This window comes from Synechococcus sp. 60AY4M2 (assembly GCF_002760375.1).
Taxonomy (GTDB): Bacteria; Cyanobacteriota; Cyanobacteriia; order Thermostichales; family Thermostichaceae; genus Thermostichus.
Window position 1 is genome coordinate 164,863 of sequence record NZ_AUMZ01000001.1, and the last position, 17,997, is coordinate 182,859.

Genomic DNA, 17,997 nt, shown 5'->3' on the forward strand with positions numbered 1-17,997 from the left:
GTCAAGCTCTTATCGCTGGGGCCACCTCGCCGGGATCCCTGGCAGGCCAAACCTGTTACCATAGTAGCTCCAACTTTGGCAAGGACTTCTTTGCCCGCTCCCCTAGCTTTTCAGCGGCTTGTCCCTTGAGGTTTCCATGGTGAATTCAGACTTCTCCTCCCTGCAGCCCCAGGACTACGGCCTGTTGACGGATCTCTACCAGTTCACAATGGCTGCCTGCTATGTGGGGGAGGGGCTGGAGAATCAGCCGGCGGCCTTTGAGCTGTTTGTGCGGCGCTTGCCTAGCGACTATGGCTACCTCATCGCCATGGGGCTGGCCCAAGCGGTGGAATACCTGCAGCAGTTGCACTTTCCGCCGCAAGCCTTGCAGGCGCTGCGGGAGACGGGCATTTTTGCCGAGGCACCGCAACGCTTCTGGGAGCTGCTGGCTAGCTGCCGCTTCGAGGGGGATGTGTGGGCAGTGCCGGAAGGAACGGCCGTTTTCGCCAACGAGCCGCTGCTGCGGGTAGAGGCTCCTCTGTGGCAGGCGCAACTGGTGGAAACCTACTTGCTGACCACCTTCAACTACCAAACCCTGATTGCCACCAAGGCGGCCCGCATGCGGGATGCTGCCGGGGATGAGGCCATTTTGTTGGAGTTCGGCACGCGGCGAGCCTTTAGCCCCCAGGCGGGCCTGTGGGCAGCGCGGGCAGCGCTGGCGGCGGGGTTCAACGCCACCTCCAACGTCTTGGCAGCTCTCAAGCTGGGGCGCAAGCCGGCAGGCACGATGGCCCATTCTCTGGTGATGGCCATTGCCGCCCTCTCCGGCGATGAGACCCGCGCTTTTCAAGCCTTCCGGCGCTACTTTCCCCAGGCGGTTCTGCTCATCGATACCTACGATCCCATCCAGGGAGCGCGCACAGCGGCCCAGCTCTTTGCAGCCACCCATCCGGATCAACTGGGATCCCAAGGCGAGATCGGCGGCGTGCGCATCGACTCCGGGGACCTGGAGGCCCTCTCCCACCAGGTCAAGGCCATCCTGCCCCAGGGGGCGCCGGTCTTTGTCAGCGGCGATTTGGACGAGTACGAGATCGAACGGCTGCACCGCTCCCAAGCCCCTATCAGCGGCTATGGAGTGGGGACGCGGCTGGTGACCGGCGAGGGCGTGAACGGAGTGTACAAATTGGTGGAGATTAACGGGATCCCAGTGGCCAAGGCCTCCTTTGCCAAAGCCACCCTGCCGGGGCGCAAGCAGATCTTCCGCGGTCCCACAGGGGACTTGCTCGGCCAGGCCGACGAGAGCCCGCCCCCTGGCTACCAGCCGCTGCTGCGCCCGATCCTGCGCAAGGGTGTGCTGTTGGAGCCCCTGCCGGATCTGGAGGCGATTGCCCGCACCAGCCGTGCCTCGGTCCTGCGCCTGCCCCAGGCAGTGCGGCAACTGCGCCAGCCGGCTCCCTGGCCTATGGCCCTGACCCCTGCCCTGCAGCAGGTTAAGGATCGTCACCTGGGCTCTTCCTAAGCAAGCAGAACCCCAGAGAAGGGGTTCCCGCTGCTCTATAATATTCTGGCTTTGGGGTTTCAGCTTTGCGAGTTTGTGCTTGGCAAGGCGCTGAAGTCCCCGCTCTGGCTGAAGTCTTACAAGTGCTTGTTTTCGCCTCCAGCTCTATGACCCAACGTGCCTTAATTACCGGCATCACCGGCCAGGATGGCTCTTACCTGGCCGAGCTGCTGTTGCAAAAAAACTATGAAGTCCACGGCATTGTCCGCCGCGCCAGCACCTTCAATACCGACCGCATCGACCACATCTATGTGGATGCCCACGATCCCAACGCCCGGCTGTTTCTCCACTATGGGGATCTCACCGATGGCACCACCCTGCGCAAGATCCTGGAACAGGTGCAGCCGACGGAGGTGTATAACCTGGGGGCCCAATCCCACGTGCGGGTCAGCTTTGAGGCGCCAGAATACACCGTCGATGCGGTGGCTATGGGCACCCTACGCCTCCTGGAGGCCATCCGCGACTACCAGCAGCGCACGGGGATCCGGGTGAAGTTTTACCAGGCGGGATCCTCGGAGATGTTCGGCCTGGTGCAGGAGATCCCGCAAAAGGAGACCACCCCCTTCTACCCCCGCAGCCCCTACGCCTGCGCCAAGGTGTACGCCTACTGGCAAACAGTCAACTACCGCGAAGCCTACAACCTCTTTGCCTGCAACGGCATTTTGTTCAACCACGAGAGCCCACGGCGAGGAGAAACCTTTGTTACCCGCAAGATCACCCGCGCCGTCAGCCGCATCGTGGCCGGCAAGCAGGACAAGCTCTACCTGGGCAACCTGGATGCCAAGCGGGACTGGGGCTACGCCAAGGACTACGTCGAGGGGATGTGGATGATGCTGCAACAACCCCAGCCGGACGACTACGTGCTGGCTACTGGCGAAACCCACAGCGTGCGGGAGTTTGCCGAACGCGCTTTTGCTTTGGTGGGCATGCCCATTACCTGGCGGGGATCCGGACTGGAAGAACAGGGACTCTACAAAGATCGCGTGCTGATCGAGATCGATCCCCGCTACTACCGCCCCACGGAGGTGGATCTGCTCTTGGGGGACGCCTCCAAGGCCAAGCGGGTACTGGGGTGGCAGCCCAAGGTGACCTTTGCCCAACTGGTGGAGCTGATGGTGCTGGCGGATCTGGAGGCCATCGGCTTGGACCCGGATCCCATCCTGGGGGAGCGGCGCACCCTCAACGGCCTGCTGAGCGAGGATCGCGCCTTCATCCGCACCCAACTGGGGGTTCGCTACGACTAATGGCACCGCTCCCCAAAGTCAGCTAAAAAACGGCTCTCACCCCTTGCTTAAAGGCCGGGCTAAGACCTTAATATAGGAGATCGCCAATTCTTTTGGCGCACGGCCAATGTTTTCGCCTGTGCTCTTCTGCTGAGTATCTTTGCCGATTTCGGAGAAACGCCCGCATGTCCCGCTACACAGGTCCCCGCCTCAAGATCATTCGTCGCTTCGGGGGACTTGATCTGCCCGGTTTGACGCGCAAGCGCCCCAAAAATACCAATCCACCTGGTATGCACGGGGCCGAGCGCAAGAAAAAATCCGAGTATGCCATCCGCCTAGAAGAGAAGCAGAAGGTGCGCCTCAACTACGGGGTGAGCGAGCGCCAGATGCTCCGCTACATGCGCAAGGCGCGGCGCTCCAAGGGATCCACCGGGCTAGCCTTGCTGCAAATGCTGGAGATGCGGCTGGATTGCATCGTCTTTCGCCTCGGCATGGCTCCAACCATTCCGGCGGCTCGGCAGTTGGTAAGCCACGGCCACATCGAAGTCAACGGCCGCAAAGTCACCATCCCCAGCTATGGCTGCAAAGTTGGGGATGTGATCACGGTAAGGAACAAGGAGTCTTCTCGCAAATTGGTGGCCGCCTACGCTGAGTATCCGGGGCTGTTCCTGCCCGATTACCTGGAATTTGACAAAGAGAAGCTGCGCGGGCGTATCAAAGAACTGCCTCCCCGAGAGCAGATCTGCGCACCAGTGAACGAGCTGCTGGTTGTCGAGTTCTATTCCCGTAAACTCTAGGCCTCTCTTTTGCCGTCATTGCGGATCGTGAGGAAACCTCAGGGGCTAAGCCCAGAGGGGGCGATTTTTCTCAGTTCGTCGCGTTTCTTCTGCTGGCGCCAGCGGTACTTGGCACCATGGCTATTTCGAAACGTTTCTCCACATCCTTATTACTACGCAACGCTGTCGCGAACGAGCTGCCCTAGCTCCCCTCTCCCAGAGGGAGAGGGGTTGGGGGTGAGGGAGAAAGAACCGAGCAGAGATCAAAGCCTGCCGACGGCCCGCTGCAGTTGTACCAGGGCGCGGTTGTAGGCGATTACAGCATTGGAGAGGTTGCCACGGACGGTGGTGAGGGCAGTTTCGGCGTTGATCACCTCTGTTTGCGTGCCCACCCCGGCCTGAAGGCGCAGCCGCGCCAGGCGCAGGCTCTCCTCTGCCGAGGCAATCGCTACCTTGGCTGAGTCGATCTGTTCGCGGCTGGAGCTGAGCGTGAGGAAAGCCTCTTCCACACTGCGCCGGATTTCGTTACGGCTGCCGATGAAATTGTTCACGGCCACCTGCCCGTCGATCTCGGCTTGGCGAGCCTGGGCGGCCGCCTTACCCCCGTCCAGCCAAGTCAAACTGAAATTGGCGCCGACCGAGTAGCCGATATCGAAGCTGTCGCGGCTGGCCTTGAAATCGTTAACCGCATCGAGGGTGGCGAACAAACCAATCTGGGGACCGTTGCTGGCTTGCGCCAGGCGCACACGAGCTTGGGCTTGTTCCAACTCTCGGCGTTGGCGCTCCAGCTCTTGCCTTTGGGCAAAAGCGGCAACAATAGTCTCTTCTAGGCTCAGGTCCCACTCTCCCACAGGCTCGATGGGATCCCTGGCCAGCACATCAGTGGGACTGGGAAAGTTCAGCAGCTCGGCCAGGCGGCGGCGGCTCAGTTGTTGGGTGTTTTGGGCCACCAGTAGGGTTTGTCGATTGTTGGCCAATTCGGTCTCCGCCTGGAGAATCTCGAAGCGGGTACCCACCCCAGCCCGCTCTCGGGCTTGGGCATCCCGCAGGGTGGCTTCAGAACTTGCAACGGCAGCCTGGCTGATGGCCACTCGGGCATCGGCGCTCTGCAGATCGTAGTAGGCGTTGGCCACAGCTTGTTTCACTGTCTGCAGGGTTTGCTCCAGTTGCAGTTGGGCGACGCGCAGAGCTTCTTGGGCCAGTCTTAGGTTTTGTTCTCTGATCCCGTTGTCGAAAGCGGTGTAGTCCACCCGCACCACGCTAGCTGAGAGAGTGTGAACTTCGCGGCTTGGCCTGCCACCAGGCGAGGGAGGTTCGCTGTATTGGTAACTGGCTCGAGTGGAGAGGGTGGGGGCAAAAGCTGCCTGCGCCAGGGCAACCCCAGCCTCAGCCCGTTCTACAGCCAGCCTTGCCTGCTGCACCGCTGGGTTTTGGGCAACAGCAATCTCCAGGGCTTCTTGTAAGGACAAGCCCTCCGTCCGCTCGATGCGCACCTCCAAAGGGGATTGAGGCACCACCAGTTCTTCGGCCCTAGCAGCCCCCTGCGAGACCGGGGCAGGAGTGGCAGGGCGGGCCTCGGGCGGGATCGACAGGGTGGGAGGCAGGTTGGGGGTGCGGATGGCTCGGCTATCTGGGAGAACCAAGGCGGCAGGATCAGGCGCTTTCGTTTCTTGGGCAAAGGCAGGCACAGCCCAGAGCAGGCTGAACAGGAGGCCGCAGGGGGCAAACCGGCTAAGGGACGACCGGGATCCCGCCGAGCTTGGCTGTCGTTGAGGACGTCGAAGCTGGCCCCTGGCTAGATGCTGCATCGCCATCGCGTTATCACTCTCAACATCACCTCTAGCAGTATCGCAAAGGAAGGGACGAAGATAAGACGGTTTTCCACAGGCTTGATTGCCGCTCTGTTTGGGCCGGTGGCAGGAAGCCGAACCTTCAGACAGCCCGCAGGAAAATCTTCTGCGCCATCAGGGCCCCTCTTTACCAGCCCCAACAGGTCTCGAGACACAAAAGGATAGCTTGGTAGCCCCGCACTTGAGTGCGCGCCGGAAAAGCCCGCTAGCGACTTTGGTCGCTTACCCATGATGGGGGTCGTTGATATAGTTTCATAGCTCAAACAACCTGTCCCTGACTTCTCCTACCAAGACCTCTTTCCTTACTCTTTGGCCAAAAAATAAGATAAACAACCGCTAGCCCCACACCATGGTTGTAGTGATTGTACCGTTGACTTTCCTCTCGCATTATCGCTTGCCCATGTCAGACTGCGGTTGTCATGCCGCTTGCCAACAATGATGGAGTACGGCTGTCAGCAGGTTCGAGTCAGGAACAGGAAGCTAGTCCCCCTACCAGAGTACTTGTGTCAACAGTCTAATAAGGTGTACAACTGTGCTTTGTACTATGCGAGACAAGTCTATTTCAAAACGAAGCGATGGGCAAGCTATGGTGCGCTTTGCGCTGAGATGGTGAGAACCCAAAACAAGCACTTCATCGCAATGTATGTCTCCGCCGCACAACAGACCTGTAAGTCTGTAGCTGGAGTGGGTCTATGCCAAGCCTGCCCAGCCCAAATCGCTGGATCCGAGAAAAGCTCTAGCAATTGACCACGGAGTCAACAACTGGCTTACGTGCGTTAGCAACTTAGGACATAGCTTCATCATTGGTGGCCGCAAAGTCAAGTCCTTTAACCAGGGGTACAACAAGGAGCTGGCTAGGCTCAAGACTCACAAGCTGCGGGGGTTTTGGTTGCAAAAGCTTCGTCGAATTACGGAAACCGGAGAATGCAATCCACAAAGCTGCGGGCAAGATCATTGACTTCTGTTTGCACCACTCAATTGGGAGAATAGTCTTTGGTTGGAACAAAGAATGCGGTTTAGGGAAGGTCAATAACCAAAACTTTGTTTTCATTCCAACAGGTCGGTTCAAGGAGCGTATTGCGCAATTATGTCGGCATTATGGCATGGAGTTTATTGAGGTAGAGGAAGCGTACAGCTCTCAGGCAAGCTTCCTAGATGGAGATGAGCTACCTAATTATGGTGAAAAACCCGACGGGTGGAGACCCTCTGGAAAGCGTGTCAAGCGGGGCCTGTACCAAACGGCAAAGGGGTGGTTGGTCAACGCTGAGGCGAATGCTGCCGCCAACCTGCTTAAGAAAGTCAGCAGAACCTTGGGGCTTTGCCTTCAGGAACTGTCTAGAGGCGCTTTGACAACGCCTTTGCGACGACCGTGTAAGAATCCCCCGCCTTCAGGCCGGGGAGGATGTCAATTGGTTAAGTCGTCAACCCAGGGATCCCATTGCCCCAAGGTGGTTGGCCAGCGCCCCCAGGCTGGCATAGACACCCTGGAGAGAGGCAAGGGCTTGATCCCAAAGGGTGTGGGTCAGCGACCACCTGTCCAACCCCATGGCACCGCACAACAGCAGCAAGTAGAGGTTGGCAAAGGTGAAGAGGGAGGCTGCCCGCTCCCGGCTGTGCGGCTCCTGGAGCAACTGCACCGCCTTCCAAATTAGAAGGGATCCCAGCAGGGTCGCCGCGCTCAAGTAAAAGGATCCCAGCACGTGCAAAGGGTAAACCAGCAGTAGACTGACCGGCACCAGCAACAGGGCGTAGAGAAGAATCTGGGCGGCAGTCGGCCTTTCTCCGGCCACCACCGGCAGCATCGGCACCCCGGCGCGGGCATAGTCTTCTCGCTTTAAAATCGCTAGGGCCCAGAAGTGGGGCGGGGTCCACAAAAAGATGAGGGCAAACATCACCCAAGCAGCCCAGCTCAGCTCGCCCGTAGCCGCTGCCCAGCCCACTAAAGGGGGGATCGCCCCCGCTGCTCCGCCGATGACGATGTTCTGGGGGCTGGAACGCTTCAGCCAGTGGGTATAGACCCCTACATACACCAGGATCCCCGCCATGGCCAAGCTGGCAGCCAGCAAATTGGTAAAACAGGCCAGCAAGCCAAAGGACATCACAGCCAGGATCCCGGCAAACCTCAGGGCATGGCGTGCCCGAATGCGGCCAGAAGGCAAAGGACGATGGCGGGTTCGCTCCATCATCCGATCAATATCGGCGTCGTACACCATGTTGATGACATTGGCTGCTGCCGCCGCCATCCCCCCCCCCAAGAGGGTGACGCCAAACTTGAAAGGATCCGTATTGCCCGCCATCCACATGGCTCCAGCCGTGGTCATCAGCAAGAGGGCGATGATCTTCGGCTTCACCAACTGGCTATAGCTGCGCAAAACCTGCGCAAGACTTTGGTGATGGCCAAAAGGGATCCCTGTCACCGTGTTCTGACAAGGATCTGGACGGTAGGTTTGAAGGATATCTGCCATGGAACTACTTGCCGTTGATTTCTGCGGCCGCGGCTACCCTCCGAGGGCTCCGGGGAGAGCTTCCTTCCTCCTGGCTTTCAAGGCTGTTGCTCGTACGCCAGGCCAGCACCGTAAAGCCCAGCAAGCACCCCAGCAAAGCTGCCCCAATCATCTGGTGGGCTACCGTCAAGGGCTCCACCTGCAGCCGGTAGCGATAGGTAAGAACGCCAACCCCTACTTGCGCCAGCAAAAGGCCCACCGAACCATGGCCCAGCAGCTTGAGAATCCGCGGGAGCTGCCGGCGTCGCCAACTTGTGGCCACCGCCACCACCAACACCGCCAGTGTGGCCGGAGCCACCCCCAGCAAGTGACCGTTCATCACCCCGCACAGCTCGCCAGCAGCTAAGCACTGGTGCAACGCCCATTGGGAAGCCACCAAAGCTCCGAGAAGGCTCTGGACGTACACCAGCAGCACTGCCCCCAAGCCGAGCCAGGGCAAGTAGCCAACAGAAGCTCTCCCCTCCTCCGAAGGAGCGACGCTTGGCAGGGCCAGCAATCCCAAGGTGAGCAGCGTGGCAAAAAACAGCAGGCCCGTGCCCAGGTGAGCCGTCACAATGTCAAAGCGCAACAGCTCCGTTACCGTCAGCCCGCCCAGGATCCCTTGGCCCACGACCAAGACAAAAGCCCAGCTCAGGCCCCAGGGCAGCCAAGCGGGCAAGGCCTTGCGCTTCAGCCAGGCAAACCCCGTTAGCAGCAGGGTGGCCAAGCCCACCCCAGCAGCCACCAGGCGGTGAAACCACTCCAGAAACACCTGCAGGTTCATCTGCTCAGTGGGGACAAGCTCTCCATAGCAGAGGGGCCAATCTGGACAGGATAAGCCAGCATTCATGACTCGAGTGGCACTGCCCAGTCCCATCAACAGCCAAGTGGCCGCTGCTAAACCCAGCAAGGCTTGCCCCATGCGCAGGGAAAGCTCCCTAGACGGCAAGGGATGAGCGTGAGATTGGGAAATCGAAGAGTCCATCGCCGTTGAAAAAGTTATTGCAAGTCAATCCAAGCTCGGAATAATCTGCATAAAAAATAATCGAGATCGATACTTAAGCTATCCATTTCAGTTAGCGAACTTAATTCAATAGGTCTTTGAGGTCTAACTGGCTCAGCATCTAGCTATAGGCAGACAAGGAGACTGACTCCCCTGTAACGGATCCTAAATGCAGACTTGCGGCTGGCGAAGGCTTTTTAAGAATTTCTTTGTGCTGAGCCACGCCTCCTCTGCATGCATCGTTCATCTTCCAGAAGCTCTGTCGATCCTGCCAATCAAGCCGCTCCCCTCTACCAATTCCCAGCGATGAAGATTCTGAAGAGATCCCTAAGCCTGGGCAATCCTCTCCAGCTCCCGTGACCTAAATGGATATGAAGGATGGGTGTGGCCCGCTTCGGCTCTGTTCGCAGAGCAGATTTTGTCTAGGGCGGGCGTGCCTTGCATTTGCAGTGGGGAAGAGCAGTCGTGAGTGCGCTCAGTAACATCATTTTGGTGGGTATTGGGGTTCTGCTGACCCTGGCCAGCCTCTGGTATGGCCAGAATCACCATCTCCTCCCCGAAGCGGCAGCCAACTCAGCTCCCCTCTTCGATAGCCTCTTCAACAGCACCATCACCATCGCCACCGGCATCTTTCTAGTGGTGGAAGGGGTGCTCCTCTACTGTGTCATCCGCTACCGCAAGCGACGGGGGGAGCACGGCGACGGGGATCCCAGTCACGGCAATGTGCTGTTGGAGATCGTGTGGACAGCAGTGCCGGCTCTGATCATCCTTTGGTTGGGCCTAGCCAGCATAGATGTCTACCAGGCTATTTACGGAGGCACCAATGTGGGCGGGCATATGCACGCGGCCATGGGGATGGGCTCTTCCGAGGAAGCCAAGGCAGGGGAGCCGGGCTATGCCTATACCCCTGTGGTGCTACCTGGGAAAGAGATGGGCCAGCCGGATCTGGTCGTTCAGGTGCAGGGCATGCAATACGGTTGGCTGTTTACCTATGAATCGGGCTTGGTGACTAGTGAGCTGCACCTTCCCCTCAACAGGCGGGTGCGCTTGAATATGACGGCCCTTGATGTCAACCATGCCTTCTGGGTGCCGCAATTTCGCCTAAAGCAGGATCTCATTCCAGGCCGAGAGACCCACCTGGAGTTTGTGCCTACCCAGTTGGGGACTTACCCCATCATCTGCGCGGAGCTGTGCGGCCCCTACCACGGGGTGATGGCTACGCAATTGATTGTGGAAAGACCAGAAGACTTCGAGCGCTGGCAGCAGGAGCAACTTTTAGCCGCTCGCGGCGATAGCAGTGCCCTAGCTCTTGCTGCAGACTCTCCCCCCACTCACCATCACCCTCCGGCTGATTCCCCTGCGGCTGCTTCGGCTTTTGCCCAAGTCCACCACCAGCGTTTGGGGGTCTCGCCTGCGGATTTGACCTCTCTCAAACTCCACAAGGACTCCGTCCTGCTGACGCGAACGGGAACAGGCTGAAACTAGGAGCTTTTTTGCAATGACTCAGCTACAGGGCAATCCTAGCCTCGTTGCTGCCCCCAGGGGCAGCCTGGATCCGCCTGCAGAACCTTGGTGGCGCTTCTTGACCTTCTCTACGGATCACAAGGTCATCGGGATCCAGTATTTGGTGACCACCTTTTTCTTCTACTTGGTGGGGGGAGCGCTGGCTGTAGCAGTACGAGCCGAACTGGCTACCCCAGAGGCGGACTTTCTTGGCTTTGAGCGGTACAATGGCGCTTTTACCCTGCACGCCACGATCATGATCTTTTTGTGGATCGTGCCGGCTTTGGTGGGGGGCTTCGGCAATTACCTCGTGCCGCTGATGATTGGGGCACGGGACATGGCCTTTCCCAAGCTCAATGCAGTGGCCTTTTGGCTGGTTCCGCCTACTGGGATCTTGCTCTTGGCTAGCTTGTTTCTAGAACCCCCATCTGCTGGCTGGACTTCCTACCCGCCTCTGAGTTTAGTTAGCGGCAAGGTGGGGGAAGAGCTCTGGATGCTGAGTATCTTGCTGGCGGGGACGTCTTCAATCCTAGGCGCAGTTAACTTCATCACCACCATCCTGAAAATGCGCATGCCCGGCATGAGGATGCAGGACATGCCGCTGTTTTGCTGGGCCATGCTAGCAGCGTCTGTTCTCACCCTCATTGCAACACCGGTTTTGGCTGGCGCGTTGATCTTGCTGAGTTTTGACCTGTTGGCGGGCACGTCCTTTTTTAACCCCAGCGGTGGCGGGGATCCGGTGGTGTACCAGCACATGTTCTGGTTTTACTCCCACCCGGCGGTTTACATCATGATCTTGCCGGTCTTCGGTATCATCTCCGAGATTTTGCCGGTGCATGCCCGCAAGCCTATCTTTGCCTACAAGGCCATCGCCTATTCCAGCTTGGCTATTTGCTTTTTGGGGTTGATCGTCTGGGCGCACCACATGTTTACCAGCGGCACCCCGGACTGGATGCGGGTGTTCTTCATGATTGCTACTATGTCCGTTGCTGTTCCCACGGGGATCAAGGTGTTTAGTTGGCTAGCCACTTTGTGGGGCGGCAAAATCCACTTCCGGTCGGCCATGCTGTTTAGCCTTGGCTTTATCTCGATGTTTGTCATTGGGGGGTTGAGCGGCATTATCCTCGCTTCAGTTCCCCTGGATATCTACGTCCACGACACCTACTTTGTGGTGGCCCACCTACACTACGTGTTGTTTGGCGGCAGCGTCTTTGGCATCTATGCCGGCCTCTACCACTGGTTCCCCAAGATGACCGGGCGGCTGCTGAACGAGTTCTGGGGGCGGGTGCATTTTGTGTTGACCTTTGTCGGCTTCAACATGTGCTTTTTGCCGATGCACAAGCTGGGCCTGATGGGCATGCCCCGCCGCGTGGCCCAGTACGACCCGCAATTTGCCGACCTCAACTGGATTAGCTCCGTGGGGGCTTTTGTTCTAGCCATTTCCACGCTGCCCTTCTTGGTGAACGCCATCTACTCCTGGGTGGCCGGGCCCAAGGCCGGCGACAACCCCTGGCAGGCTCTAACCCTGGAGTGGGCGACTTCTTCCCCGCCGCCTGCCCACAACTTCTACGGGGATCCCATTCTGCTGACCGGCCCCTACGACTACGGCCTGCACAGCAAGGAGACTTTGGATTACTTTGCCGCCCAGTTGCAGAGCTTGCGGGAGCTGGCGTTGGCGGAAGCAGAGCCTACGACTTCTTCTTAGCAGGGGGTCTCCATCTTCTACTCACCGGGCATTCCAGTCTTGATCCCGGCTGGGCTGGCCACACGGTCTCAGGAATTCTAAGGTTCGATTGGTTTATTTTTTGAGTGGAGAAGAATATGCAAGGATCCCTTGCTGCTGATGCCTTGATAGCCGGCCACACTCAGGCCCACACCGCTCACGCTGAGCACCCAGATCATCGCATTTTTGGTCTGCTGATGTTCTTGGTGGCGGAAGGCTGCTTATTCTTGGGCCTGTTCATGGCTTACTTGGCTTACAGCCTCACGGCCCCCGTCTGGCCGCCGGAAGGGACGCCGGAGCGGGAATTGCTCTTGCCTGGGATCAACACGGCGATTTTGCTCGCCAGCAGCTTGGTTATCCACCAGGCCAAGCCCGCCATCCAGGCCAATAACGTCAAGGGGCTACGGCTGTGGTTTGCCCTCACTGCCCTGATGGGTGCGATTTTCTTGGCCGGGCAGCTCTACGAGTACAGCCACCTGGAGTTTGGCCTTACCACCAACTTGTTTGCCAGCACCTTCTATGTCTTGACCGGGTTTCACGGGCTACATGTGGCGGCGGGGCTGCTGTTTATTTTGGCGGTGCTTTGGCGATCCCTGAAGCCGGGTCACTACAGCGCCCAACACTACTTTGGCGTCGAGGCTGCTGAGATCTACTGGCACTTTGTGGATGGGGTTTGGATTGTGCTGTTTATCCTGCTCTACCTACTCTGAGTTCCGAAGAGGGATCCTCCCTGGTGAAGGATCTGATCCCGGTGGGTAGGCTGCCCGTTGCTAGAACTGTCCCTGAACGAAAAGGCTCAGGATTTCTGGAGAATGGCCACAATCTGGATCAGAGCCTCTTGAAACACTTCTCGCTCCGGTTGACCTTGCTTGAGCTGATACTCCAGTTGTAAAAGTTGCTGCATCACCTGCAGCAGCGCCGAGCTTTTTAGGGATCCCACCTCTTTTTGGAGAAAATAAACCCGGTTGGGATTGGCAATCTCTGCTTTTTGGGCGATGACTTTGGGATCCCGTTCTCCCTCCTCCAGCAATAGCTTTACCCACAGCCAGGTGCGAAATTGCCCCACCAACACCGCCAGGATCTTCAGGGCCGGCTCGTTGTGATCCAAAAGATGGGCCAGGATGCGCAGGGCCTGATCCAAGTTGCCCTGGCGCAGGGAGGCGGCCAGTTGAAAGCTGTTGTAGGCGCTGGCGGGCACCAAAGCCTCGATTTGCTCAGGGGAGATGGGATCCCGTTGGTTGACCGTAAACAAAGCCAGCTTTTCCAGTTCCATCGCCAAGCGGCGGGAGTCGTTGCCCACGGCTTCCGCCAACTTCTGGGCTGCCTCTGGGCTGAGCTTGAGATCCCGCTGCCGGGCCTCGCTGTATACCTGCCTCAGGATACCCTCTTCATCCCAGGGGGCCAGTTGGGGAAACTCGCGGGCAAGGGCCACTTGCTTGAGGAGCTTGGTGGATTTGAGCCGTCCATCGGGCTTGTTGCGGGTGGTCAACAACAAATGGGTGGTGGGGGGTAAAGAGGCTAACGTCCGCTCCAGTTCCCTTACCCACTCTTCCGGACAATCCTGGGTGAGCGTCGTCTCTTCCAGCCAAACCAGGCGAGCGTTGGATCCCAGGGGCGGGGTCATGGCCAGGTTAAGTCCGGCCAGTGTGGACTCCGGCGGCAGGCGATCGTAGTTAAAAGCGGCCCAGTCGGGATCCAGCACTTGCTCCCGCAACTGGTGCACCGCCTGCATCAGCCGATAGGTGTCATCTCCCCAGTAAAGGTAGACAGGCATACTCCCCCAAGTCCCCTCAGCTTGGTCTCCAGCTTTTTTCCGTAGTTTCTCTAGGCGTTATTTTGCTTACGTTAATCAGCGGCAGGTTCCGGGTCTTTATCCGGGATCTTCCGGAGAAAGCCTGGCCAAGTTTCAGCTTCTTTTCTCTCTAAAAAAACGCCAGCTTTGCATGATCTAGCTTGGCAAATTCTGTGTTCCCACTGAAGAACTATCATCAATCTTCTCCTAAGCTGGGCTTAGAGACGGGGTTGGAGGGAGGGCTGCAAGCGTATGGACACCATTGGCGAACTGGAGTTCAAGGTGCAGGTTTTAGCCCGCTGCCTGGGATCTGCTCTGGGTTTAGGCCGGCCTATTCGTGTGCAAATTCATTATTGTAATCCCCAAGTCTTCAATGCAGGCCAGTTGGGAGCAGGGGTTTCCCCTTTCAACTCTGAAGAGGTTGGGAAATCCCAGCCCCACCCGCTAGCCTCGTTTGCCTAAAGGGCGCTTCGAGGTCGGCGAGGCAGCTAACTCTAGCAATGAGTCTGCGAGTTCTAGAAGGGGGATCCCGCTTGCCTTCCCGCCCTTGCCCCTGTTCGCTGGGGAGATAAACTCGGAAGATAGGCCTGAAGCACAAGTGCCCAGGGCGCTGGAAGGAGCCATGGAACGAGCAACGCGACTGTGGCGCGGCCTGCTGCTGCGGGATTTTCCTATCGAGTCCTGGTGGCAGGGCAGCCTTTTAAGCCGAGTGTCGGGATCCCTGCGGAGTTGGGGCAAAAGCAGCCTACTGGTGCAAACCTCTGACTGGATCGGTTTGGGCCTGGTGCTGCTGTATTGGGTCTTTTCGGCGCAAAGCTCCACCGGCATCCTAGGTCTGATTTTGCTGGCCATGGCGGCGCTTGTGGTCTTGGGCTGGCTGGTGGAAACCCCAACTTGGCTGCCCGTCCATCTGCCCCTAGGCCTGTTTTGGGGAATTGCCACCCTGGCCACGATCCTTTCGCCGGTTCCCTATGCAGCGCGGGAGGGCTGGCTGAAGTTGACGCTCTACCTGGCCGGCTATCTGCTGCTGCAGCGTCTGCTTCGCCAACTGCAGTTTCGGGATTGGATCGTCGGATCCCTGCTTTTGGTCAGCTTGGCGATGGGGGTCTATGGCCTGCGGCAATACTTTTACGGGGCTGCCGAGCTGGCCACCTGGGTGGATCCGGAGTCGGGTTTGGCGGGTCTGACGCGGGTGTACAGCTATCTGCGCAATCCAAATCTGTATGGGGGCTACTTGATCCCGGTCATTCCTCTGGGGCTGGCCGCCACTTGGATTTGGCCCAGTTGGGGGGCGAAACTCCTGGCCGGGTTTACGACGGCGGTGAACCTGATTTGCCTGTTGCTCACCTACAGTCGTGGCGCCTGGATTGGGGGGCTGGCCATGCTCACCCTGATGGCCGTGCTGTTGGCACAGTGGCATTCTGTCGATTTGCCGGCTCGTTGGCGGCGTTGGGCCTTGCCGGTTCTGTTGAGTGGAGGGGGGGCTGCTCTGTTGCTTGGGATCCTGACGGTACGCTCCCTGCGGCTGCGGGTGCAGAGCCTTTTTTGGGGGCGGCTAGACACCAGCAACAACTTTCGCCTCAATGTCTGGGCGGCGGTCTTGGACATGATCCGCGACTTTCCCATCTTGGGGATCGGCCCCGGCAATGTTGCCTTTAACCGCGTCTATCCCCTCTACCAACGAGGCAACTTCAGCGCCCTCGGAGCCTATTCGGTGCCGCTGCAGCTCACCGTGGAGACTGGCTTCATCGGCTCCTTAACTTTCGCCTGGTTCCTCTTGGTGCTCTGGGATCACGGCTGGAGATGCTGGAAAACTTTGCTCAACTTGCGGGATCCCCAGGGTCTGTGGGTGGCAGCGGGCTTGGCTGCTTGCACCGGCATGATGGTCCACGGCTTGGTGGATACCATCTGGTATCGTCCCCAGGTACAAATGCTGTGGTGGCTTGCGGTAGCGCTCATTACAGCCAGCTTGGCCTCTCTTAGCCCTCAGCCGCCCGTGGATGTTGGTGAGACCCCATCGGAGACTTCCTCCCGTTAGGGTAGCTTAAGCTTGACCTTCCAGTCTTGACGGGAGCCAACCCAGAGTGGTAAGCATCTTCAGTAGGAGATAAAAAATGTATCCGTTTTTACAATTCACAGGTGTTGGTAGTGTTAGAAATTAGCGGAACTGTTCAGGGTGCAGGAGGCACATGAAAAAAATCGAGGCGGTGATCCGGCCATTTAAGTTGGATGAGGTCAAAATTGCTTTGGTCAATGCCGGGATTGTCGGCATGACCGTAAGTGAAGTACGGGGTTTTGGCCGGCAAAAGGGACAAACCGAGCGTTACCGGGGATCCGAGTACACGGTAGAGTTCCTACAAAAGCTGAAAGTGGAGATCGTGGTCGAAGATGACCTGGTGGATACGGTGGTGGAGAAGCTGATTGCAGCGGCTCGCACCGGCGAAATTGGGGACGGCAAGATTTTCATCAGCCCCGTCGAAAAAACCATCCGCATCCGCACTGGCGAACTCAACCAAGATGCCCTGTAAGGAGGGATCTTTGGGGTTTGGGCTACCCGTCCTGAGCCTTGTGGGGGTTTGCTGCATGTCTCTTTTGCTGTATCTCTGATGAGGTGTTCTTGCCCCACTTTCCGGGTAACGTCTTTTGAGAAGTACTGTCCCTTTAGGTGAGTCCAAAAGCATGAGTACAACAATGATCCAAAAGCTCAAGAGCCAGGTGCCCCAGTGGCTCTGGCGACCGGCCAGGTGGAGTCTGACTGCTGCTCTAATGGCTGCGCTGGTCTTTCTATTCGGCCAGGGAACTGCCTTTGCTCAAGAGGCCGAGGCAGTTCAGAAACACGCTGACATTGTTTGGACGATCGTGGCAGCAGCCTTGGTGTTCTTCATGCAGGCGGGGTTCGCCATGGTGGAGACGGGCTTTACCCGCGCCAAGAACGCCGCCAACATCATGATGAAGAACTTGATGGACTTCTGCATGGGCTGTTGCGCCTTCTGGTTCATCGGGTTTGGCCTCATGTTCGGCAAAAGTACTGGCTTCTTCGGCACTGACTGGTTTGCTTTTGGCTGGCAGCAGGCTTACGAGGCAGATGGCTGGCCCTTTACTTTCTTTGTCTTCCAGATGGTGTTTGCCGCTACCGCCGCCACCATTGTTTCCGGAGCGATGGCAGAGCGCACCAAGTTCTTGGCCTACTTGATCTACTCCATCGTTATTTCTGGGCTAATCTACCCCATCTCTGGGGGTTGGGCCTGGAACGGGCTGTTCGGCGACTACAACGGCGGCACCAAGGGCTGGTTGGAAAACCTGGGCTACATTGATTTCGCTGGATCGGGGGTGGTGCATTTGGTAGGCGGCGCTGCGGCCTTGGCAGGCGCCATTGTGCTCGGCCCTCGCATTGGCAAGTACGGCCCCAATGGAGAGCCGCGGGCTATTCCCGGCCACAACCTGCCGCTGGGGATGTTGGGGGTGTTTATCCTCGCCTTGGGCTGGATCGGGTTTAATGCCGGTTCCACCACTGCAGCCTCTGTCGATATTGGCTGGATTGCCATGAATACGCTGCTGGCAGCTTCGGCTGGAGCAATTGGGGCGATGTTCACCTCTTGGGTTCATTTTGGCAAGCCGGATATGACCTTTGCCGCCAACGGTGTCCTGGCCGGCTTGGTGGGGATCACTGCCCCTTGCGATAGCGTCCATCCTTTGGGTGCTCTGATCATCGGCTCGGTGGCCGGGATTCTGGTGGTGATTTCGGTGGTGATTTTGGATACGGTGCTGAAGGTTGACGACCCGGTGGGGGCCATCTCGGTACACGGTACCTGCGGCATTTGGGGACTCTTGGCAGCCGGGATCCCTTGGTTTGCCCACGCCGATTCAGGGGTGACCTGGGCGCAATTTGGGGTGCAGGTGGTGGGGGCTTTGGCCTATTTCTTCTGGCCCTTTATCACCTGCTTGATCCTGTTTTTGATCCTCAAGGCAACCGTTGGCCTGCGCACCAGCGCTGAAGAGGAGCTGGCCGGCTTGGATGTGGGCGAGCACGGCAACATAGCCTACCCCGACTTCGTTACTGCTGCCACCGAGGTGGAGGGAGCTTGAGCTTTTGCGCTCGGTTCGACG

At 58.3% G+C, this 17,997-nt stretch carries 14 protein-coding genes and 1 pseudogene; 10 read left to right on the top strand and 5 right to left on the bottom strand.

Annotation, left to right across the window (positions count from 1 at the left end):
- Positions 1-136 precede the first annotated feature (136 nt).
- From SYN60AY4M2_RS00690 to rpsD, 3 genes are all read left to right on the top strand, one after another.
- Positions 137-1,498 (top strand): nicotinate phosphoribosyltransferase, encoded by a 1,362-nt coding sequence (locus tag SYN60AY4M2_RS00690; RefSeq protein ID WP_011430364.1) that lies wholly within the window; start codon positions 137-139, stop codon positions 1,496-1,498.
- A 146-nt stretch (positions 1,499-1,644) separates the two neighbouring features.
- The gene (gmd, locus tag SYN60AY4M2_RS00695; RefSeq protein ID WP_011430363.1) at positions 1,645-2,781 is read left to right on the top strand and encodes a GDP-mannose 4,6-dehydratase; all 1,137 of its coding nucleotides are present in this window, start codon (positions 1,645-1,647) and stop codon (positions 2,779-2,781) included.
- A gap of 164 nt (positions 2,782-2,945) precedes the next feature.
- Positions 2,946-3,557: a 30S ribosomal protein S4 gene (gene rpsD, locus SYN60AY4M2_RS00700; RefSeq protein WP_011430362.1), complete on the top strand. Its 612-nt coding sequence runs from the start codon at positions 2,946-2,948 to the stop codon at positions 3,555-3,557.
- A 242-nt stretch (positions 3,558-3,799) separates the two neighbouring features.
- Here the strand turns inward: rpsD and SYN60AY4M2_RS00705 are convergent, their stop codons facing one another.
- Positions 3,800-5,350, bottom strand: a complete 1,551-nt coding sequence (locus SYN60AY4M2_RS00705; protein ID WP_099812091.1) for a TolC family protein — start codon at positions 5,348-5,350, stop codon at positions 3,800-3,802.
- Between the two features lie 291 nt (positions 5,351-5,641).
- A pseudogene (locus SYN60AY4M2_RS00710) lies at positions 5,642-5,774 on the bottom strand (IS200/IS605 family transposase); the annotation flags it as partial.
- Positions 5,775-6,128: 354 nt separating this feature from the next.
- Here SYN60AY4M2_RS00710 and SYN60AY4M2_RS14690 point away from each other — a divergent pair.
- Positions 6,129-6,344, top strand: coding sequence for a hypothetical protein (locus SYN60AY4M2_RS14690; protein WP_346426060.1), 216 nt, complete (start codon positions 6,129-6,131; stop codon positions 6,342-6,344).
- A gap of 463 nt (positions 6,345-6,807) precedes the next feature.
- On the opposite strand, the gene SYN60AY4M2_RS00720 is transcribed toward SYN60AY4M2_RS14690, so the two are convergent.
- Positions 6,808-7,803 carry a heme o synthase gene (locus SYN60AY4M2_RS00720; RefSeq protein ID WP_099813179.1) on the bottom strand — a complete coding sequence of 332 codons (996 nt, stop codon included), beginning with the start codon at positions 7,801-7,803 and terminating at the stop codon, positions 6,808-6,810.
- A 52-nt stretch (positions 7,804-7,855) separates the two neighbouring features.
- Positions 7,856-8,791, bottom strand: a complete 936-nt coding sequence (locus tag SYN60AY4M2_RS00725; RefSeq protein WP_099812092.1) for a COX15/CtaA family protein — start codon at positions 8,789-8,791, stop codon at positions 7,856-7,858.
- Positions 8,792-9,337: 546 nt separating this feature from the next.
- Between SYN60AY4M2_RS00725 and SYN60AY4M2_RS00730 the strand changes: the two genes are divergently transcribed.
- The 3 genes from SYN60AY4M2_RS00730 (at position 9,338) to SYN60AY4M2_RS00740 (ending at position 12,808) form a co-directional block, all read left to right on the top strand.
- On the top strand, positions 9,338-10,351 hold the full coding sequence (locus SYN60AY4M2_RS00730; protein WP_099812093.1) for a cytochrome c oxidase subunit II: 1,014 nt from the start codon (positions 9,338-9,340) through the stop codon (positions 10,349-10,351).
- 19 nt (positions 10,352-10,370) lie between these two features.
- Complete coding sequence (gene ctaD, locus SYN60AY4M2_RS00735) at positions 10,371-12,080, top strand: cytochrome c oxidase subunit I (RefSeq protein WP_099812094.1); 1,710 nt, start codon at positions 10,371-10,373, stop codon at positions 12,078-12,080.
- Positions 12,081-12,196: 116 nt separating this feature from the next.
- On the top strand, positions 12,197-12,808 hold the full coding sequence (locus SYN60AY4M2_RS00740; RefSeq protein ID WP_011430356.1) for a heme-copper oxidase subunit III: 612 nt from the start codon (positions 12,197-12,199) through the stop codon (positions 12,806-12,808).
- A gap of 86 nt (positions 12,809-12,894) precedes the next feature.
- On the opposite strand, the gene holA is transcribed toward SYN60AY4M2_RS00740, so the two are convergent.
- Entirely contained in the window at positions 12,895-13,872 is a 978-nt protein-coding gene (gene holA / locus SYN60AY4M2_RS00745; protein WP_011430355.1) for a DNA polymerase III subunit delta, read from the bottom strand.
- A 640-nt stretch (positions 13,873-14,512) separates the two neighbouring features.
- Here holA and SYN60AY4M2_RS00755 point away from each other — a divergent pair.
- The 3 genes from SYN60AY4M2_RS00755 (at position 14,513) to SYN60AY4M2_RS00765 (ending at position 17,976) form a co-directional block, all read left to right on the top strand.
- Positions 14,513-15,928: an IctB family putative bicarbonate transporter gene (locus SYN60AY4M2_RS00755; RefSeq protein WP_099812095.1), complete on the top strand. Its 1,416-nt coding sequence runs from the start codon at positions 14,513-14,515 to the stop codon at positions 15,926-15,928.
- 151 nt (positions 15,929-16,079) lie between these two features.
- A complete protein-coding gene (locus SYN60AY4M2_RS00760) occupies positions 16,080-16,418 on the top strand; it encodes a P-II family nitrogen regulator (RefSeq protein ID WP_011430352.1) in 339 nt (112 codons plus the stop codon).
- A gap of 151 nt (positions 16,419-16,569) precedes the next feature.
- A complete protein-coding gene (locus tag SYN60AY4M2_RS00765; protein ID WP_099812096.1) occupies positions 16,570-17,976 on the top strand; it encodes an ammonium transporter in 1,407 nt (468 codons plus the stop codon).
- The last annotated feature ends 21 nt before the right edge of the window (positions 17,977-17,997 follow it).

What these genes read in the sequence shown, in the direction of transcription:
- holA (WP_011430355.1), bottom strand. Translation starts at nt 13,872, where the DNA reads ATGCCTGTCTACCTTTACTGGGGAGATGACACCTATCGGCTGATGCAG.
- SYN60AY4M2_RS00765 (WP_099812096.1), top strand. Translation starts at nt 16,570, where the DNA reads ATGAGTACAACAATGATCCAAAAGCTCAAGAGCCAGGTGCCCCAGTGG.
- rpsD (WP_011430362.1), top strand. Translation starts at nt 2,946, where the DNA reads ATGTCCCGCTACACAGGTCCCCGCCTCAAGATCATTCGTCGCTTCGGG.
- SYN60AY4M2_RS00725 (WP_099812092.1), bottom strand. Translation starts at nt 8,791, where the DNA reads ATGGGGCAAGCCTTGCTGGGTTTAGCAGCGGCCACTTGGCTGTTGATG.
- SYN60AY4M2_RS00740 (WP_011430356.1), top strand. Translation starts at nt 12,197, where the DNA reads ATGCAAGGATCCCTTGCTGCTGATGCCTTGATAGCCGGCCACACTCAG.
- SYN60AY4M2_RS00755 (WP_099812095.1), top strand. Translation starts at nt 14,513, where the DNA reads ATGGAACGAGCAACGCGACTGTGGCGCGGCCTGCTGCTGCGGGATTTT.
- SYN60AY4M2_RS00705 (WP_099812091.1), bottom strand. Translation starts at nt 5,350, where the DNA reads ATGGCGATGCAGCATCTAGCCAGGGGCCAGCTTCGACGTCCTCAACGA.
- SYN60AY4M2_RS00690 (WP_011430364.1), top strand. Translation starts at nt 137, where the DNA reads ATGGTGAATTCAGACTTCTCCTCCCTGCAGCCCCAGGACTACGGCCTG.
- gmd (WP_011430363.1), top strand. Translation starts at nt 1,645, where the DNA reads ATGACCCAACGTGCCTTAATTACCGGCATCACCGGCCAGGATGGCTCT.
- ctaD (WP_099812094.1), top strand. Translation starts at nt 10,371, where the DNA reads ATGACTCAGCTACAGGGCAATCCTAGCCTCGTTGCTGCCCCCAGGGGC.
- SYN60AY4M2_RS00760 (WP_011430352.1), top strand. Translation starts at nt 16,080, where the DNA reads ATGAAAAAAATCGAGGCGGTGATCCGGCCATTTAAGTTGGATGAGGTC.